This is a genomic window from Streptomyces akebiae (assembly GCF_019599145.1).
GTDB classification, from domain to species: Bacteria; Actinomycetota; Actinomycetes; order Streptomycetales; family Streptomycetaceae; genus Streptomyces; species Streptomyces akebiae.
In genome coordinates, this window is record NZ_CP080647.1 from 10074382 (window position 1) to 10091579 (window position 17198).

The 17198-nt window shown below is 71.4% G+C and carries 19 protein-coding genes; 17 read left to right on the forward strand and 2 right to left on the reverse strand.

The window, feature by feature from the left end; genetic code table 11:
• Positions 1–79: 79 nt before the first annotated feature.
• Positions 80–1045, forward strand: coding sequence for a D-2-hydroxyacid dehydrogenase family protein (locus tag K1J60_RS43645; protein ID WP_220651066.1), 966 nt, complete (start codon positions 80–82; stop codon positions 1043–1045).
• 35 nt (positions 1046–1080) lie between these two features.
• Here K1J60_RS43645 and K1J60_RS43650 read toward each other — a convergent pair whose 3' ends face one another.
• Positions 1081–2931, reverse strand: coding sequence for a rhamnogalacturonan lyase family protein (locus K1J60_RS43650; RefSeq protein WP_259408191.1), 1851 nt, complete (start codon positions 2929–2931; stop codon positions 1081–1083).
• 253 nt (positions 2932–3184) lie between these two features.
• On the opposite strand from K1J60_RS43650, the gene K1J60_RS43655 reads away from it, so the two are divergent.
• From K1J60_RS43655 to K1J60_RS43665, 3 genes are all read left to right on the forward strand, one after another.
• Complete coding sequence (locus K1J60_RS43655; RefSeq protein ID WP_220651067.1) at positions 3185–3874, forward strand: M24 family metallopeptidase; 690 nt, start codon at positions 3185–3187, stop codon at positions 3872–3874.
• Between the two features lie 115 nt (positions 3875–3989).
• On the forward strand, positions 3990–4439 hold the full coding sequence (locus tag K1J60_RS43660) for a spore-associated protein (protein WP_220651068.1): 450 nt from the start codon (positions 3990–3992) through the stop codon (positions 4437–4439).
• A gap of 133 nt (positions 4440–4572) precedes the next feature.
• Positions 4573–5541 carry a TIGR01777 family oxidoreductase gene (locus tag K1J60_RS43665; protein ID WP_220651069.1) on the forward strand — a complete coding sequence of 323 codons (969 nt, stop codon included), beginning with the start codon at positions 4573–4575 and terminating at the stop codon, positions 5539–5541.
• On the opposite strand, the gene K1J60_RS43670 is transcribed toward K1J60_RS43665, so the two are convergent.
• Positions 5536–6102 carry a hypothetical protein gene (locus K1J60_RS43670; RefSeq protein WP_220651070.1) on the reverse strand — a complete coding sequence of 189 codons (567 nt, stop codon included), beginning with the start codon at positions 6100–6102 and terminating at the stop codon, positions 5536–5538. The two genes, K1J60_RS43665 and K1J60_RS43670, sit on opposite strands and share 6 nt — an antisense overlap.
• A gap of 157 nt (positions 6103–6259) precedes the next feature.
• Between K1J60_RS43670 and K1J60_RS43675 the strand changes: the two genes are divergently transcribed.
• The 13 genes from K1J60_RS43675 to hypA all read left to right on the forward strand — a co-directional run bounded on the left by K1J60_RS43675 (position 6260) and on the right by hypA (position 17198).
• Positions 6260–6877 carry a TOPRIM nucleotidyl transferase/hydrolase domain-containing protein gene (locus K1J60_RS43675; protein WP_220651071.1) on the forward strand — a complete coding sequence of 206 codons (618 nt, stop codon included), beginning with the start codon at positions 6260–6262 and terminating at the stop codon, positions 6875–6877.
• 109 nt (positions 6878–6986) lie between these two features.
• Positions 6987–7301: a DUF6400 family protein gene (locus K1J60_RS43680; protein WP_220651072.1), complete on the forward strand. Its 315-nt coding sequence runs from the start codon at positions 6987–6989 to the stop codon at positions 7299–7301.
• On the forward strand, positions 7288–7545 hold the full coding sequence (locus K1J60_RS43685) for a hypothetical protein (protein WP_220651073.1): 258 nt from the start codon (positions 7288–7290) through the stop codon (positions 7543–7545). The genes K1J60_RS43680 and K1J60_RS43685 overlap by 14 nt, the downstream gene beginning before the upstream one ends.
• A 173-nt stretch (positions 7546–7718) precedes the next feature.
• On the forward strand, positions 7719–9578 hold the full coding sequence (locus tag K1J60_RS43690) for an enoyl-CoA hydratase-related protein (protein WP_220651983.1): 1860 nt from the start codon (positions 7719–7721) through the stop codon (positions 9576–9578).
• 63 nt (positions 9579–9641) lie between these two features.
• Positions 9642–10730, forward strand: a complete 1089-nt coding sequence (locus K1J60_RS43695) for an NADH-quinone oxidoreductase subunit B family protein (RefSeq protein ID WP_220651074.1) — start codon at positions 9642–9644, stop codon at positions 10728–10730.
• 110 nt (positions 10731–10840) lie between these two features.
• Positions 10841–12625, forward strand: coding sequence for a nickel-dependent hydrogenase large subunit (locus K1J60_RS43700; RefSeq protein ID WP_220651075.1), 1785 nt, complete (start codon positions 10841–10843; stop codon positions 12623–12625).
• Positions 12622–13158, forward strand: a complete 537-nt coding sequence (locus K1J60_RS43705) for a hypothetical protein (RefSeq protein ID WP_220651076.1) — start codon at positions 12622–12624, stop codon at positions 13156–13158. Before K1J60_RS43700 ends, K1J60_RS43705 begins: the two co-directional genes overlap by 4 nt.
• Positions 13155–13805 (forward strand): DUF5947 family protein, encoded by a 651-nt coding sequence (locus K1J60_RS43710; RefSeq protein ID WP_220651077.1) that lies wholly within the window; start codon positions 13155–13157, stop codon positions 13803–13805. The genes K1J60_RS43705 and K1J60_RS43710 overlap by 4 nt, the downstream gene beginning before the upstream one ends.
• Positions 13802–14494 carry a DUF6084 family protein gene (locus K1J60_RS43715; protein WP_220651078.1) on the forward strand — a complete coding sequence of 231 codons (693 nt, stop codon included), beginning with the start codon at positions 13802–13804 and terminating at the stop codon, positions 14492–14494. The genes K1J60_RS43710 and K1J60_RS43715 overlap by 4 nt, the downstream gene beginning before the upstream one ends.
• Positions 14491–15960 (forward strand): hypothetical protein, encoded by a 1470-nt coding sequence (locus K1J60_RS43720; RefSeq protein ID WP_220651079.1) that lies wholly within the window; start codon positions 14491–14493, stop codon positions 15958–15960. Before K1J60_RS43715 ends, K1J60_RS43720 begins: the two co-directional genes overlap by 4 nt.
• Positions 15957–16514: a hydrogenase maturation protease gene (locus K1J60_RS43725; protein WP_220651080.1), complete on the forward strand. Its 558-nt coding sequence runs from the start codon at positions 15957–15959 to the stop codon at positions 16512–16514. Before K1J60_RS43720 ends, K1J60_RS43725 begins: the two co-directional genes overlap by 4 nt.
• 35 nt (positions 16515–16549) lie before the next feature.
• Entirely contained in the window at positions 16550–16654 is a 105-nt protein-coding gene (locus K1J60_RS47340) for a DUF6893 family small protein (RefSeq protein WP_371573149.1), read from the forward strand.
• Positions 16655–16799: 145 nt separating this feature from the next.
• Positions 16800–17198: a hydrogenase maturation nickel metallochaperone HypA gene (gene hypA / locus K1J60_RS43730; protein WP_220651081.1), complete on the forward strand. Its 399-nt coding sequence runs from the start codon at positions 16800–16802 to the stop codon at positions 17196–17198.

A 17198-nucleotide genomic window follows, 5' to 3' on the forward strand; every position in this document is an offset into this window, starting at 1 on the left:
GCACGCGCCCCGACAGGTGCCCGCCCCCGCCTCCCCTCCGCACCACAGGCGCCGACCGATGAAACGGCAGACTGTCCGCATGACCCTCCACTGCACCGTGCTGGACGACTATCAGGACGCCGCCCTGACCCTGGCGGACTGGAGCCCACTCGCCGACCAGGTCGACGTGCGCACGCTCCGCGAGCACATCACCGACCGGGATCGGCTCGTGGCCGAGCTCGCCGACTGCGAGATCGTCGTCGCCATGCGGGAGCGCACCCCCTTCGACGCCGACCTCCTGCGCCGGCTGCCCCGGCTGCGCCTGCTGATCACCACCGGCATGCGCAACGCCTCCATCGACCTGGCGGCGGCGCGGGCCCAGGGCGTGACCGTCTGCGGCACGGCGAGCAGTCCCACCCCGCCCGTCGAACTGACCTGGGCGCTCCTCCTCGGCCTCGCCCGGCAGGTCAGCGCCGAGAACCGCGCCCTGCGCGAGGGCGGTCCCTGGCAGTCCACCGTGGGCCAGGACCTGCACGGCCGCACCCTGGGCCTGCTCGGACTAGGCAAGATCGGCAGCCGGGTGGCCCGCGTCGCCACCGCCTTCGGCATGGAGGTCCTGGCCTGGAGCGAGAACCTCACCGCCGAGCGCGCGGCGGAGGCAGGTGCTCGACTCGCGTCGGACAAGAAGGACCTGCTCGGCCGCAGCGACTTCGTCTCCGTCCACCTCGTGCTGTCCGACCGCACCCGGGGCCTGCTGGGCGAGCCGGAACTGCGCGCCATGCGCCCGCACGCCCACCTCGTCAACACCTCCCGCGCCGCCATCGTCGACCGGACGGCACTGCTGCGCGCCCTGCGCGAGGGCTGGATCGCCGGCGCGGGCCTCGACGTCTTCGACAGCGAGCCCCTCCCCGCGGACGACCCCTTCCGCACCCTCCCCAACGTCCTCGCCACCCCGCACCTCGGCTATGTCACCGAGCGCAACTACCGCACCTTCTACTCGGAAGCGGTGGAGGACATCACCGCCTTCCTCGCCGGAGCTCCCGTCCGGCAGTTGGCGGGCGGGTAGCCGCCCGCGGCGTCGAGCAGGTCCGCGGGGCGGGACTACGAGAGGGAACCGCCTCCCGCGTAGGCGATGTTCGGCCGGGGCGGCCGGGTCATGCCGGCGCCGAGGAAGTAGTCGACGTGGTGGGACTGCATATAGCCCTTGAAGGTCATGGCGTTGCGGTAGGCGGGATTGTGGGCCGGTGTGTAGAGCCGGGTGGCGGAGGGCCGGTCGGTGGTGAAGACGATCAGTTCGTCGTGGGAGGCGTTGGTGTAGACGGCCTCCTCCCGCCAGTCGCCGAGGATGTCACCGACGAGGGTGGGGCCGCCCTGCGCGGCGGTGACGGCGCCGTGGTTCCAGGTGCTGACCAGTCGGGGCAGGCTGCCGGTCGGTGTCGGGCGGGCCGGATCCCACTTCTCGATCTTGCCGTCGTTGAGCAGTTCCACGGTGAGGTCGCCGTCCCACCACAGTCCCAGCTGCGGCCACGGACGCAGTGAGGTGTTCGGTTCGGTGAGCCTGTCCGAGGGCGCGTTGTAGAGGCCGGAGAAGGACCAGACCTCCATGCCGGGGAAGCGCGGGTCCACGTCGCCGGCCATGCCCCGTCCTACGTCGGCGGGGCCGCCGCCGTGCTTCCAGAGGACGGAGCCGGTGGCGGCGTCGTAGTAGTACTCCAGCAGGCCGCTCGGATTGTCCTGCTGCACGCCGTAGCCCTCCAGCCCGGGGCGGCCGGGGTCCATGTCGGCGAGGTGGAAGCGGTCGCCGTGGATGATGCCCTGCGGTGCCATCGAGTAGCGCAGGGAGCCGTCGCCGTCGAGGACGAACCCGATCTCGGCGACCTCGTCCGTGCCGTCCCCGTCGACGTCGACGGCACGGGTGTTGTGCCCGTCGGGGGCGTTCTGGCCGCCGCGCAGCCACGTCCACTCCTGCCGCAGCGCGCTGCCGGTGAACCGCCAGGCGGCCATCATCAGATTGAAGGCCCCGTCGTCGCGCCGGTTCTTCATGTACGCCACCAGGCTCGGCGTGGTGCCGTCGAGATACGCGACGCCGAGCCGCGCGCCCATCGGACCGTCGCCGAGGTAGGTGGTCGGCACCGCGGACCAGTTGCGGAGCGCTCCGGTCCGGCCGTCGAGGACCGCCATGAACTGACGCGCGTCGTCCGCGTGCGTCCAGGTCGTCCCGTCGCCGAACCTGACGCCGTCAGCGATCTTCAGGGCGACCTCGGCACGGCCGTCGCTGTCGAAGTCGTACACGGTGACGCCGTCCCAGTGGCCCACGTCGATCGCGGACGACCCCGGTTCGATGTTGTTCTGGTTCTGGCTGTTCGGCCCCAGGTCGACGTCCCAGAGGAACTGGCCCCGGCCGCTGTACGCCTCCAGCTTCTGCGGGGAGGTCTGCCGGTCCACCACGTAGTCGTACTCGCCGTCGCCGTCGAGATCGCCGACCCAGACGAACTTCACCGGACCACCGGCGCGCATCGGCACGCGGACCACCGGCTCCGTGGCGTGATCGGCCGTCAAGGTGAAGGCCGCGCTGGGAGGCTGCTCCTGCCCGCCCACCACCGGAACGACCCGGTAGCTGTTGGAGCGCGTCAGGTCGGCCGTGGAGTCGACGTAGTTGGTCCCGCCCGTCAGGGCGCTCGCGTTGAGCTTGACGTAGGCACCACCGCCGGTGGAGCGGTAGACGTGGAAGCCGATGCCGTCCGGGTCGAGCCCCAGCAGCCGCCAGGAGACCAGCACTTGGGCGGGGCCGGAGCGCACGGCCACGACCCCCCGCCCGAGGTTCTCCATCACTCGCGCGGCCCGCACCGTCGGCGCCTCGTCGGCCGAGGCCGGGGCCGCGCCGGGCGAGGTGAGGCTCGTGGCCCCGACGGCCAGCGCGGCACAGACGGACAGCGAGAAAGGCATGCGCATGACAACCTCCGTCGGGCAGGAAACCGTGAACCGATGGAACCGGGTGGGACTTAAACCGTTTACACGTCTGTGATGGAAGCACCGCCGGACACGAGCGTCAAGGTTCACGAGACGTCAACGTCCATGGAGTTCAAGGGCATTGACGCGTCGGTCCACCCCTCCGGCACCGCCTGGAAACGCTTTCAGAATGTATGCCGGGGCCGGTCGGTGAAATCCCGTTGCCGGAAGCGATCTCCGTCACTACGGTCGGCGCATGGCGGACGACGAACCCACACGCGCGGCACGGCTGCTGGACGCCCAGGCGAAGGCCGTACGGCTCTTCGCCGAGATGGAGGAGCGCGGTCTCGTCGCCCCCGGCGAGGGGGAGCGCGCGGTCAGCGACCGGGTCCGGGACCTGGCGAACGAACTGTTCGGCACCACCCGCCACTGGCACAAGAGGATCGTGCGCTCCGGCCCCAACACGCTGAAGCCCTACCGGGAGAATCCGCCGGACCGGGTGATCACCGCGGACGACATCGTGTTCGCCGACTTCGGCCCGATCTTCGAGGAGTACGAGGCCGACTTCGGCCGGACCTTCGTCCTCGGCGACGACCCGGCCAAGCACCGGCTCCGCGACGACCTGCCACGCGTCTTCGCGGCGGGCCGAAGGTTCTTCGAGGCCGACCCGGACATCACCGGAGCACGGCTGTACGCCGAGGTGGAGAGGCTGGCCGAGGAGGCGGGGTGGGAGCTGGGCGGCTGGCACGCCGGCCACCTGGTCGGCGAGTTCCCGCACGAGTGGATCGAGGGCGCGGACGTGGAGTCCTACATCACCCCCGCCAACACCACGCCGCTGCGCCGCACCGACAAGGCCGGGCGCCGCTGCCACTGGATCCTGGAGATCCATCTCATCGACACCGAGCGTGAGTTCGGCGGTTTTCACGAAGAACTTCTCACCCTCTGACCAGGGTCGCGCATCCTCTCGCGAACCTCGGTGGAAGACCGGGGCAACCATCCGTCTCCCTCGTGGGTCACATCCTGTGAGAGCAAAGACGCTCTCATGGCTACAAGGGGGAAATATGAGAAAAGCACGTAATGTCGTGACGATGGGGGCCTTAGCCGCACTCGCGGTGGGCGCCTCGACCGCCTTCGCCACGACGGCCTCCGCCGCACCCAACGTCACCCCGCAGGGCGTCTGCGGCAGCGCCTACAAGACCGTGAACTCGGCGCCCGTGGGCTCGTTGGGCACCGTCTACCTGACCTACAACTCCTCGAACGGCGAGAACTGCGTCGCGACCATCCGCAAGAACCCGGGCACGCTCAAGCCCATGTCCACGTGGGTCTACGTCCCCGCGACGGACGAGTACGCGGGCGACTCCGACAGCTACTCCTCCTACGCGGGGCCGGCCTACGTCTACGGCAAGGGCTACTGCGTGAGCTGGGGCGGCAGCATCGACAACGTGTACGTGTCGGTGGAGAACTCCAACTGCGGTTCGCTGAAGGAACACCGGGTCACCGAGATCCGCTGATCCGGCCCGTCACCCGGCCGTGAGTTCCCGCACCGCCTCCTCGTGAGACGTACCTGGCGCGGGAACTCACGGCACCGTGTTGAACACGTTCAAAAAAGCGCTACCCTGAGGTCGAGCCGACCGAGGGGGTTCGATGAAGGTGGTGCTGCCCGGGGGAACCGGACAGGTCGGTGCGATTCTCGACCGTGCGCTGACAGCGGCCGGCCACGAGGTCACGGTGGTGACGCGGCGGCCCACACGCGCGCACGACATCGGCTGGGACGGGACCACGCTCGGGCGCTGGGCCACCGCGATCGACGGCTGCGACGTCGTGATCAACCTGGCCGGACGCAGCGTCTCCTGCCGCTACACCGCCGAGAACCTGCGCGCCATGATGGACTCCCGGGTGGATTCCACGCGGGTCGTCGGCGAGGCGATCGCCGCCGCCGCGCGGCCACCGCGCGTCTGGCTCCAGATGAGCACGGCGACGGTCTACGCCCACCGCTTCGACGCGCCCCACGACGAGACGACCGGGGTCATCGGCGGCTCGGAGACCGGTGTGCCGGACTACTGGGCGTACAGCGTCGAGATCGCGAAGAACTGGGAGCGGGCGCAGGCCGAGGCGCCCACCCCCGACACCCGCAAGGTGGCCCTGCGCTCGGCGATGGTCATGAGCCCGGACCGGGGCGGCGTGTTCGACGTGCTGTCCCGGATGGTGCGCCTCGGGCTCGGCGGCCCGGTCGCCGGCGGCGCGCAGTACGTCTCCTGGATCCAGGACGAGGACTTCGCGCGGGCCGTGGAGTTCCTGATCGCCCGGGACGACCTCGACGGGCCGGTGAACCTCGCCTCCCCCGACCCCCTCCCGCACCGCGCGTTCATGCGCACACTGCGCACGGCCTGGAACGTCCCGGTGGGACTGCCGGCGACCCGCTGGATGGCCGAGCTGGGGGCGTTCGCCCTGCGCTCGGACACGGAACTGCTGTTCAAGAGCCGCCGCGTGGTGCCCGGCCGGTTGCGCGCCGCCGGATTCTCCTTCGCGCACCCCGACTGGGAGAGCGCCGCGACATCCCTCGTACAGCGGGCCCGGCCGGCGCGGTCCGCCGTGCCCCGTGGAAAGTCATGACGGGCTCGTGGGCCGCTGGTTCCGCTCCCTGTGCCCGCTGACCAGGCGACCGCGATCCGGAAGCGGATCGCCTCGCATGAAGGCGGACAGCACCCCGATGGCCTCCAGGGTCCCGCCGAGACAGAGGCTGACGTGCGTGCGGTGCTCCCCGTCCGTCATCATCCGCGCCTCGTCCCGTCCGATCATCAGGGTCTGCGTGATCAGCCCTGCGGCGTCCGCGACGCGGGACTGGACCTCGGCCGCGTTCGGCATCAGCATGACCGCCAGTTCGGCGTCGTCGATGAGGGTCCGCGCGATGCCGCGCCAGGGCTGCCGCTCCCCGGGCACGGGCCTCAGCTCGCAGTCCTTCAAGTGCCGGCGAAGGGCGTACAGCTCGGACAGGGCCTTCTCGCCCGCGGCCCTGCCGCGCTCCTCCAGCAGACCGGCCCGAGCCGCCTCCTGCTGCTGCCGCAGCACCGTCGCCTGATGCCGTTGCTGGAGCCAGCCGCCCACCAGAGCCCCGCCGGCGCCCACCACGGCACCGCCGAAACCGATCAGCCCCACCCACATCTCCGTCTGCACGGCCCTCCCTCGCCCCGTCTTCCCACGCGATCAGCATGCCGACCGCCTGCGTCCGTGGGGCCGATCCCGTCAACTCCCCGCCGGTTCGGCCCTGATGAGGCTCGCGCCGCCGAATATCGCGTGCGCCGGCACGGGCGGGCGTAGCAGACTCCCAGGCATGGTGGACATGCGCATGTTCCGGGACGAGGTCACCCGCCGGGCGGGCGGAGACTCCGGCGGGTCGGCGAGGGACCTGGCGGAACTGCTCGGGGTGCGCACGGTCGTCCTGCTGGAGGGGCTGAGCGACCTCGCGGCCGTCGAGGCACTGGCCGAGAGACGGGGCCGTGACCTGGCCGCCGAGGGGGTGTGCGTCCTGTCGATGGGCGGCGCGATGAGCGTCGGCCGCTACACCGCGCTGCTCGGACCGTCCGGCCTCGGCCTGCGTCTCGTCGGTCTGTGCGACGAGCGCGAGAAGCCGTTCTTCGACCGGAGCCTCGCCCCGTCCTCGACCCCGCGCCACGCCGTCTTCGTCTGCTCGGCTGACCTGGAGGACGAGCTCATCCGTGCGCTGGGCACTGGGCGCGTCGAGCAGATCGTCCACGACGCGGACGAGTCACGCCCCTGGCAGACCTTCCTGCAGCAGCCCGCCCAGCACGGCCGCCCCCGCGACCAGCAGCTTCGGCGCTTCATGAGCACCAGGAAGGGTCGCAAGATCCGCTACGGTCGCCTCCTGGTCGAAGCCCTCGCCCCGGAACAGGTGCCCGCACCCCTGGACGACCTCTTCGCCGGCCTGTGAGACCGGGGCGGAGTGGACCGGTCCGCGACCGCCCGCGCGCCCCGGACCTGCTGTGACTTCCCCCACCTGCCCTTGCCGGAGCACGCGGCGCTTACCTACGTTCGGTCGCATGTCCTCCCATGACCGCGCCCTTCCCGGCGGACCGGACGAGCCCGAGGCGGCGAGCGATCCCGCCGCGGGCAGCCGCGACGCCTCCCCGACGGTCGATCTGGACATCGACCTGACCTCGCACGAGATGCTCCGGCGCGCTCATGTCCTGGACGCCCTAGGCGACGACTGGGACCCCGTCGCGGCCCTGCGCGACGAGCAGGCGGCGTACCGCCTGCTGTACTCCGGCCTCGACGCGGAGCAGCGGCGGGTCTACGACGAACTGGTCGCGGCCGGTGTGCTGCCGGGCGGAGGCGGCGGTCATGCTGCCGCTTGACCCGCAGGCCGACATCGGGCGCCGCGCCTGGGTGGCCTGCCCCAACTGCGCCGACCAGCAGGGATGCGCCACCTGCGGGCAGGGCCGTACCTGCTCCGAGCACTGGCGCTATCTGCTCTCCAACGTCGGCAGCCTGCTGCACCTGCAGTGCCCGTCGTGCACCCACATCTGGGCCCACGAGACCCACTTCGGCGCCACGCGCACCCCCTGGGAGCGCATCATCAGCGGCCTTCGACGGCGGTGACCGGTCCCCGCCGCTGAGCCGGCGGGGAGAGCCGGCCCGGTGAGGCCGGACGGCGGATGCGCGCCCGCTTTCGGATGACCTCACCGTCTGTCGCCGGGGACGGCGGGCGGCCGTGGCCGAGGATCTCGGTCGGCGGTCATCCCTGCCTGCCGTTCGTCCGCCCGGAGGCAGCCGTGCACATCCTGCTCCTAGCCAGCGCGTTCAACAGCCTCACCCAGCGCACACACGCCGAGCTGCGCGACCGGGGCCACACCGTGGCGGTCGAGCTGGCCCTGCCGGGCAGCCCCTTGCCGGAGGCCGTACGACGCCACGCGCCGGAGCTCATCGTGTCGCCGATGCTCAGGACGGCGATCCCCGAGGAGGTGTGGTCGGCGTACACCTGTCTCATCGTCCACCCCGGGCCCGTGGGCGACCGGGGACCGTCCTCCCTGGACTGGGCGATCCACGAGGGCGCCGACCGGTGGGGCGTCACCGTCCTCCAGGCCGACGCGGAGATGGACGCCGGTGACGTCTGGGCCTCCGTGCCGTGCCGGGTTCCCCCGGTGTCCAAGAGCGAGCTGTACCGGGGCGAGATCGCCGACGCGGCGATCGAGGCCGTGCTGCTCGCGGTGGAGCGCTTCGCCGACGGCACCTACGTACCGCTGAAGCAGGACGGGGCGGGCACCTCCGATGCGGAGGCCGATGCGGAGGCCGATGCGGACGTCCATGCCCATGCCGGTGCGGACGTCGATGCCGATGTCGACCCACCCCCGTGCCTCCGCACGCGTCCCTACCTCGACCAGAGCGTCCGGCGCATCGACTGGGCCGAGGACGCGACCGAGGACGTCCTGCGCAAGCTGAGGGCGGCGGACTCGCAGCCCGGGGTGCTGGACGTGCTGCTCGGCGGCGAGTGGTATCTGCACGGAGGTCATGCCGAGGGCGTGCTGCGCGGGCGGCCGGGGGAACTGCTGGCCACCCGCGCCGGGGCGATCTGCCGGGCCACCAGGGACGGCGCCGTGTGGATCCCCGAACTGCGGCCCCGGCGGCTGCCCGGACAGCCGCCCACCTTCAAGCTGCCCGCCGTACGGGCCCTGGGCGACCGGCTGCCACCGCTGCCCGAGCACGTCCTGCCCCGCCTGCCAGAGAACCCGCACCGCACCTGGTCGGACATCCGCTACCGGGAGGACGGGAGCGTCGGGCACCTCGCGTTCTCCTTCCCCGGCGGCGCCATGAGCACGGAGCAGTGCCGCCGCCTTCTGGACGCCTACCGGGAGGCGTGCGCACGGCCCACGACGGTCCTGGTGCTGGGCGGTGAGCGGGACTTCTTCTCCAACGGGATCCACCTCAACGTCATCGAGGCCGCCGACGACCCCGCCGCCGAGTCCTGGGCGAACATCAACGCCATCGACGACCTGGTCGAGGCGGTCCTGACGACGACCGACCGGCTGGTGGTCTCGGCGGTGGCGGGCAACGCCGCCGCGGGCGGCGTGATGCTCGCCCTGGCGGCCGACGAGATGTGGTGCCGCTCGGGCGCCGTACTGAACCCGCACTACCGGCTGATGGGCCTGTACGGCTCGGAGTACTGGACGCACACCCTGCCGCGCAGAGTGGGGCCCGCGACGGCGGAACGGCTCATGGCCGAGGCGCTGCCGGTGAGCTCGGCGAGCGCGCTGCGCCTCGGGCTCGTCGACCGGGTCGTGGACCGCTGCCCCGACGCCTTCGCGGGGGAGGTCGACGGCCTGGCCGCGCGGCTGGCCGCCCTTCCGGCGACGGCGGCACGGATCTCCGCCAAGAAGGCGGAGCTGGACCGGCTGGAGAGCACGACCCCGCTGGCCGGCTTCCGTGAGCGGGAGCTGACCCGGATGCGCCGGACCTTCGACGACCCGGACGCCGCGTACCACACGCTGCGCCGTTCCTTCGTCCGCAAGGAACGGCCCTCGCACACCCCGCCGCACCTCGGTCCGGCCCGGGTTGCGCGAACCGCTCCGATGCCCTCCGGCGCCGTCGTCACCGGAACGGCCCCTGCTGGCGTCCCGTCCCGGTCGAACGGCTGATACGAAGAAGAGCGACGGTCGAAATACAGGCTTTCATCCCTTACCTCCCCAGGAGGCGGTCCCATGACTGAGGCGACGCCGGGCACGCTCGATGCCGCTGACGCGGGCGGCACGCCCGCAGACGAAACGCCCACGATCCACATCCTCTGGATCAACGCGGGCCTGAGCTGCGACGGTGACTCGGTCGCGTTGACGGCGGCCATGCAGCCCAGCATCGAGGAGATCGTGCTCGGTGTGCTGCCCGGGCTTCCCAAGGTCGCCGTGCACTGGCCGCTCATCGACTTCGAATGTGGCCCCGTCGGCGGCTCGGACACGTTCATCGAGTGGTTCTTCAAGGGCGAGCGGGGCGAGATCGACCCGTTCGTACTGGTCGTCGAAGGATCCATCCCCAACGAGTCGATCAAGCCCGAGGGCTACTGGTGCGGCTTCGGAGACAATCCGGAGACCGGCCAGCCGATCACCACCAGCGAGTGGATCGACCGGCTCGCCCCCAAGGCACTGGCGGTCGTCGCCATCGGCACGTGCGCCACCTACGGCGGCATCCACGCCATGGCGGGCAACCCCACCGGCGCCATGGGCGTACCGGACTACCTCGGCTGGGACTGGAAGTCCCACGCCGGCATCCCCATCGTGTGCGTCCCGGGCTGTCCGATCCAGCCGGACAACTTCTCCGAGACGCTCACCTACCTGCTCTACCAGGCGGCCGGCGCCGCCCCCATGATCCCGCTGGACGACAAGCTGCGCCCCACCTGGCTGTTCGGGGCCACCGTGCACGAGGGCTGCGACCGTGCCGGCTACTACGAGCAGGGCCAGTTCGCGATGTCGTACGACTCGCCGACGTGTCTGGTCAAACTCGGCTGCTGGGGGCCGGTCGTCAAGTGCAACGTGCCCAAGCGCGGCTGGATGAACGGCATCGGCGGCTGCCCCAACGTCGGTGGCATCTGCATCGCCTGCACCATGCCGGGCTTCCCCGACAAGTTCATGCCGTTCATGGACGAGCCCCCCGGCGCCAAGGTGTCGAGCGGCGCCAGCGGCGCGTACGGCGCCGTGGTCCGCAAACTCCGGTCGATCACCGCCAGGACCGTGGACAAGGAACCCAAGTGGCGCCGTACCGGAGAGAAGATCACCACCGGATACCGGCCCCCGTGGTGACCGGCGGAAGCGGCCGGAGCGGCCGAGACAGCCGCGAGTAGTCCGCCCCCGCTTCGCGCACCCCCACCCCAACCTCCCGCGCAAAGACGCAACGAAGGGCACGCACACAGATGGCACCGAAGACGAAGACGGCCGGCGACGGCAGCGGCCTGGTGGAGATGGCCTGGGACCCGATCACCCGGATCGTGGGCTCCCTGGGCATCCACACGAAGATCGACTTCAAGCAGAAGCGGGTCGCCGAGTGCTACAGCACGTCGTCGGTCTTCCGCGGCTACAGCGTCTTCATGCGCGGCAAGGACCCCCGCGACGCCCACTTCATCACCAGCCGCATCTGCGGCATCTGCGGCGACAACCACGCCACCTGCTCGGTGTACGCGCAGAACATGGCGTACGGCGTGAAGCCTCCGCACCTCGGCGAGTGGATCATCAACCTCGGTGAGTCGGCGGAGTACATGTTCGACCACAACATCTTCCAGGAGAACCTGGTCGGGGTCGACTACTGCGAAAAGATGGTCAAGGAGACCAACCCCGGCGTCCTCGAACTCGCCGAACGCACCGAGGCCCCGCACGCCGCCGAGCACGGCTACCGCACCATCGCCGACATCATGCGCTCGCTCAACCCCCTGGAGGGCGAGTTCTACCGCGAGGCCCTCCAGGTCAGCCGCTACACGCGCGAGATGTTCTGCCTGATGGAGGGCCGCCATGTGCACCCTTCCACGCTCTACCCCGGCGGGGTGGGCACCATCGCCTCCGTCCAGCTCTTCACGGACTACATGAGCCGCCTGATGCGGTACGTCGAGTTCATGAAGCGCGTCGTGCCCCTGCACGACGACCTGTTCGACTTCTTCTACGAGGCCCTGCCCGGCTACGAGGAAGTCGGCCGCCGCCGCGTCATGCTCGGCTGCTGGGGCGCGCTCAACGACCCCGAGTACTGCGACTTCACCTACGCCAACATGACCGACTGGGGACGGAAGATGTTCGTCACCCCCGGCGTCATCGTCGACGGCAAACTCGTCACCAACGACCTCACCGAGATCAATCTCGGCATCCGCATCCTGCTGGGCAGCTCCTACTACGAGGACTGGCAGGGCCAGGAGCAGTTCGTCACCCACGACCCGCTCGGCAACCCGGTGGACCCGCGCCACCCGTGGAACCAGCACACCATCCCGGCCCCGCAGAAGCGGAACTTCGACGACAAGTACAGCTGGGTCATGTCCCCGCGCTGGTTCGACGGCAAGGACCACCTCGCCCTGGACACCGGCGGCGGCCCCATCGCCCGCCTGTGGTCCACCGCCCTGTCCGGGCTCGTCGACATCGGCTACATCAAGGCCACCGGCCACAGCGTGGTCATCAACCTGCCGCGCACCATGACCAAGCCGGAGACCACCTTCGAGTGGCAGATCCCCAAGTGGTCCAACGCGCTGGAACGCAACCGGGCCCGCACCTACTTCCAGGCCTACGCCGCCGCCGTCGCCCTGCACTGCGCGGAGAAGGGCCTCGCGGAGGTCCGCGCCGGACGCACCCAGACCTGGGAGAAGTTCGAGGTCCCGGACGAGGGCATCGGCGTCGGCTTCACCGAAGCGGTCCGTGGTGTCCTCTCCCACCACATGGTGATCCGCGACGGCAAGATCGCCAACTACCACCCGTACCCGCCGACCCCCTGGAACGCCAGCACCAGGGACACCTTCGGCACACCCGGCCCGTACGAGGACGCCGTGCAGAACACGCCCATCTTCGAGGAGAACACCCCGGAGAACTTCAAGGGCATCGACATCATGCGCGCCGTCCGCAGCTTCGACCCCTGTCTGCCGTGCGGCGTCCACATGTACGTCGGCGACGGCAGAACCGTGAAGTCCATGCACGTGCCCACCGGCCTGAGCGGACTGGGCGGATGAGCGCGCCGACGGCCACGGTGCCGCTGAACGCGGAACAGACCGGACGCAGGGTCGAGGAGGTGCTCGACCGGCTGGCGACGAGCGGCGACCCGGCCGCCACCGCCGCTGCCGAGGAACTCGTCCGTTCCCTCATGGACTTCTACGGTGCGGGGCTCGCCCGCGTCCTCCACCTGTTGTCCTCCGCGCCCGGCGATCCGTCGGCGCGGCTGCTCGGCGACGAACTCGTCGCGAGCCTCCTCGTCCTGCACGATCTGCACCCCGAGGACCGCGACACCCGTATCGTCCGCGCCCTCGACACCGTCCGGGAGCACGCCCTGGACGTCATGGATTTCGACGAGCCGAGCGGCACGTTGAGGGTGCGCGCCCGGGCGTCCGGCGGCTGCGGTCGCGGCTCCGGCGACGAGGACGCCCGGCAGGCGGCCGCAGCGGCACTCGCCTGCTTCGCGCCCGAGGTCAGGGCCGTCCGCGTGGAGACCGCCCCCGTGGAACCCCCGTTGCTCCAGATCGGCTCCGCGCCGACGGGGGCCCGATGACGACCGCGCCCACACGGACCACCGGGCCCGGTGCGGGCCTGCGGCGGTTCCTCACCGAGCGTCCGCCGCGGCAGGAGCGGTGCGAACTGTGCGCGGTGGCGGTGCCCGAGGACCACCGCCACCTGGTCGACACCGAGAAGCGCGCCCTCGTCTGCGCCTGCGGCGCCTGCGCGCTGCTGATGGAACAGCCGGGCGCCGCCGCGGGCCGCTTCCGCGCGGTCCCTGCCCGCTATCTGACGGACCCCGCACAGCACCTGGACGACAGCGCCTGGGAGGCGTTGCAGATCCCGGTCGGCGTCGCCTTCCTCTTCCGCAACGCGGCGCTGGACCGGCTGGTCGCCCTCTACCCGAGCCCGGCCGGAGCCACCGAGAGCGAACTCGAACCGGCGACCTGGGCGCAGGTCCTCGACGGCAACCGCCTCGCCGCACTCCTCGAACCCGACGTGGAGGCGCTGCTGCTGCGCCGCGCCGAAGGCCGCTGCGAGTGCCACCTCGTCCCGATCGACATCTGCTACGAACTCGTCGGCCGCATGCGCCTGCTGTGGCAGGGCTTCGACGGCGGAGCCGAGGCCCGCGCCGCCCTGGACGCGTTCTTCGCGGACGTCGCACGACGCGCCCGGCCCGTGGAGGAGGCGGTGCGCCCATGACGGAGTTCTCCTTCGCCTGCACCGGCGTCCGCGCCGACCGGTACGCCGCCGGACCCACGCTCGTCTTCCGGCTGCGCGTCACCGCCGCCGACAACGCGCACGTGCACGCGGTGGCGCTGCGCTGCCAGATCCGCATCGAACCGGCCCGCCGGGCGTACGAGCCGGCCGAGGCCGACGGGCTCACCGACCTCTTCGGCGAGCGCACACGCTGGGGCAGCACCCTCCAACCGGTGCAGTTCGCCCAGGTCGCCCTGATGGTTCCCAGCTTCACGGGGGAGACCGACGTCGACCTCGTCGTGCCCTGCACCTACGACATGGACATCGCCGCCACGCGCTATCTCACCGCCCTCACCGACGGCGAGGTCCCCCTGCTGATGCTGTTCTCCGGTACGGCCTTCACCGGCACGGGCGGTTTCCGGGTCGAGCCCGTCCCGTGGGACCGCGAGGCGGCCTTCCGTATGCCGGTCGCCACCTGGCGGGAGATGATCGAGCAGCACTTCCCCGGCTGCGGCTGGATCCGGCTGCCCCGCGACACCATGGACGCCCTCCTCGCCTACCGCTCCCGGCACGCGCTGTCCTCCTGGGAGGCGACCCTCAAGGCCCTGCTCGACGAGAGCCGCGCCACGGACGCTCCCGCGAGAGATCCGTTCCGCGCCCTCACCGGCACCACCGGAAGGACCGACACGTGACCCTGACCGCGTTCGCCGCCGAGACCGAGGAGCGGTTCGCCCTCGCCCGGCAGGTGGCCGACGCCGTCCTCTTCGAGGGCTATGTGCTCTACCCCTACCGTGCCTCCGCGGCCAAGAACCGGCTGCGCTGGCAGTTCGGGGTCCTCGTACCGCCCGCCTGGGGCGCCGAGTGCGAGGAGCACGACTTCCAGCACACCGAATGCCTGATGGAGCCGAAGGCCGACGCGACCCTCTCGGTCGAGGTGCGCTTCCTGCACGCCCGGCGGCGCACGGTGCAGCGGGCCCGCCCGGACGGAGGCTTCGACACGGTTTCCGAACTCGACCTCGACGACCGGGTGCTGGTGCCCTGGGACGAGGGCGTCGAGGAACGCGTCGAGGTGATCGCGCCGGTGGACGAACTCCTCGGCGACGGCGTCGTCCACCCCTTCCACCGCCCGGCGCGGGAGGACACCGCACCGGTCCTGGACGCGGCGGGCCGCACCGTCGGCCGGCTGCTCCGGCGCCGCGAGGAGATCAACGGGACGGTGCGGCTGTCCGCCCGCGAACTCGACGGCCCCTACCGGGCGTTGCGCCTGACCGCCGTCGTCGAGAACACCAGCGGCTGGACACCGCCCGAGGGACGCGGCGCCGACCGGGACGCGGCGCTGCCGCACTCCCTGGTGGCCACCCACCTGCTCATGGCCCTCAGCGCCGGATCGTTCCTGTCGATGACCGATCCCCCCGAGTGGGCCAAGGGCGCGGTCGCCGCCTGCCGCAATCTGCACACCTGGCCCGTACTAGCCGGGGAACCCGGCCGTGCCGACCTCGTGCTGTCCTCGCCCATCATCCTGGAGGACCATCCGGCCATCGCACCGGAGAGCCCCGGCGCGCTCTACGACGCCACCGAGATCGACGAGATCCTCGCGCTGCGCACCGCGGCCCTCACCGACGAGGAGAAGCGCGAGGCCCGGGGCACCGACGAACGGGCCGCCGCCGTCATCGAGTTGGCCGACTCGATGCCCGCCGAGGTCCTGGAGCGGCTGCACGGCGCGGTACGGAGCCTGCGCGAGGTGACCGGCCCCGGCCCCACCGCCCCGGGCCCCGACCTCACGGACCCGGGCCCCGGCCTCACCGCCCTGGGCGGCTTCCCCGACGAGTACGGGGTCCAGCGGCCGGACACCCCCTGGTGGGACCCCGCGAGCGACGCGGGCTTCGACCCGACGCGGGACCGGGTGGTCGTCGACGGCCGGTCGGTGGGCAAGGGCAGCCGCGTCGAACTGCACCCGGGGCTGCGCCACACCGACGCGCAGGACATCTTCCTGCGGGGCCGCACCGCCGAGGTCGAGGCGGTGCTGCACGACGTCGACGGCGGGGTCCACCTGGCCGTCACGGTCGAGGGTGACCCGGGCGCCGACATCCGCCGCGAGCAGGGACGCTTCCTGTACTTCCAGCCCGACGAGGTCACCCCGCTGGAGGACGACGCATGAACCCCTCCGCGCGGTCGGACCCCAGAACCCTGGTCGCCGGCATCGGCAACATCTTCCTCGGCGACGACGGCTTCGGTGTGGAGACCGCGCGCCGCCTCGCCGAGCGCGACCTGCCCGACCACATCGAGGTCGTGGACATCGGCGTGCGCGGGGTGCACCTCGCCTACCAACTCCTGGACGGCTACGACACCCTCGTCCTCGTCGACGCCACGGCACGCGGCGGAGCCCCCGGGACGGTGTACGTCATCGAGCACGACGACGCGGACCCGAACCCGCCGACGGGCGCCCCCGCCCTCGACGGCCACCGGATGACCCCCGACACCGTCCTGGCGCTGCTGCGCACCCTCTGCGCGGGGACCGGCGGCGAGCCGCCACGCCGCGTCCTGGTCGTCGGATGCGAACCGGCCTCGGTGGACGAGCGCATCGGACTCAGCACGCCGGTGTCCGCCGCCGTGCCGGAGGCCGTCCGGCTGATCGAAGAGCTGCTGCGGAACGGCGAGCCGTCCGTGGCGCAGGCCTCAGCGGCTGAGGCTTCGACAGGAGGTCCGACATGAGGTCCGACATGAGGTTCGACATGAGGAGAGACGGGATGAAGAAGATCGTCATCGGAGGAGCGGCCGTGGCCGCCCTGGTAGCCGTCGCCGCCGAGGTCCTGCCGGACATCAGGCGCTACCTGCGCATCCGACGGATGTGAGGGAGGGCTCTCGGCGGGCATGCCGTGCGGTTGCGTCGAACGGCGTACCCGCCGGGCCGTGACGGCGCGCCGGGCCGAAGGACCCGCACGCGCACGCCTGTAATGAACCCCGGCACGAGGCGGGCGGCGGAAGGACCACAGACCCATGCACGAGATGTCCGTCGCGCTGGCCGTCGTCGACCAGGTCGCAGAGGCCGCCGACCGGGCCGGAGACGTCACCGCGGTGCGTTCGGTCCGGCTCCAGGTGGGCGAACTGGCCGGTGTCGTACCCGATTCGCTCGCCTTCTGCTTCGAACTGGCCTGCTCCGGAACCCTGTTGGAAGGTGCCGAACTGGTCACCGAAGCGGTGCCGGGGCGCGCCCGCTGCACTTCCTGCGCACACGAGTGGGCCGTCGGCATGCCGCCCCGGCTCACCTGCCCCGCGTGCGGCGGCACGCGAACCGATCTGCTGGCGGGCCGGGAGCTGCAGATCGTCGACGTGCGCTGGGAGGACGGCGGCCCCGCGCATCCGTCCACCCGCGAACCGATCTCCGAGGAGAGCTGA

Excerpts from the sequence above, each read along its gene's own strand:
- K1J60_RS43685 (WP_220651073.1), top strand. The coding sequence starts at position 7,288 with ATGCTGCCGCTTGACCCGCAGGCCGACATCGGGCGCCGCGCCTGGGTG.
- K1J60_RS43675 (WP_220651071.1), top strand. The coding sequence starts at position 6,260 with ATGGTGGACATGCGCATGTTCCGGGACGAGGTCACCCGCCGGGCGGGC.
- K1J60_RS43665 (WP_220651069.1), top strand. The coding sequence starts at position 4,573 with ATGAAGGTGGTGCTGCCCGGGGGAACCGGACAGGTCGGTGCGATTCTC.
- K1J60_RS43650 (WP_259408191.1), bottom strand. The coding sequence starts at position 2,931 with ATGCGCATGCCTTTCTCGCTGTCCGTCTGTGCCGCGCTGGCCGTCGGG.
- K1J60_RS43725 (WP_220651080.1), top strand. The coding sequence starts at position 15,957 with ATGAACCCCTCCGCGCGGTCGGACCCCAGAACCCTGGTCGCCGGCATC.
- K1J60_RS47340 (WP_371573149.1), top strand. The coding sequence starts at position 16,550 with ATGAAGAAGATCGTCATCGGAGGAGCGGCCGTGGCCGCCCTGGTAGCC.
- hypA (WP_220651081.1), top strand. The coding sequence starts at position 16,800 with ATGCACGAGATGTCCGTCGCGCTGGCCGTCGTCGACCAGGTCGCAGAG.
- K1J60_RS43680 (WP_220651072.1), top strand. The coding sequence starts at position 6,987 with ATGTCCTCCCATGACCGCGCCCTTCCCGGCGGACCGGACGAGCCCGAG.
- K1J60_RS43695 (WP_220651074.1), top strand. The coding sequence starts at position 9,642 with ATGACTGAGGCGACGCCGGGCACGCTCGATGCCGCTGACGCGGGCGGC.
- K1J60_RS43655 (WP_220651067.1), top strand. The coding sequence starts at position 3,185 with ATGGCGGACGACGAACCCACACGCGCGGCACGGCTGCTGGACGCCCAG.
- K1J60_RS43700 (WP_220651075.1), top strand. The coding sequence starts at position 10,841 with ATGGCACCGAAGACGAAGACGGCCGGCGACGGCAGCGGCCTGGTGGAG.
- K1J60_RS43715 (WP_220651078.1), top strand. The coding sequence starts at position 13,802 with ATGACGGAGTTCTCCTTCGCCTGCACCGGCGTCCGCGCCGACCGGTAC.
- K1J60_RS43705 (WP_220651076.1), top strand. The coding sequence starts at position 12,622 with ATGAGCGCGCCGACGGCCACGGTGCCGCTGAACGCGGAACAGACCGGA.
- K1J60_RS43660 (WP_220651068.1), top strand. The coding sequence starts at position 3,990 with ATGAGAAAAGCACGTAATGTCGTGACGATGGGGGCCTTAGCCGCACTC.
- K1J60_RS43645 (WP_220651066.1), top strand. The coding sequence starts at position 80 with ATGACCCTCCACTGCACCGTGCTGGACGACTATCAGGACGCCGCCCTG.
- K1J60_RS43710 (WP_220651077.1), top strand. The coding sequence starts at position 13,155 with ATGACGACCGCGCCCACACGGACCACCGGGCCCGGTGCGGGCCTGCGG.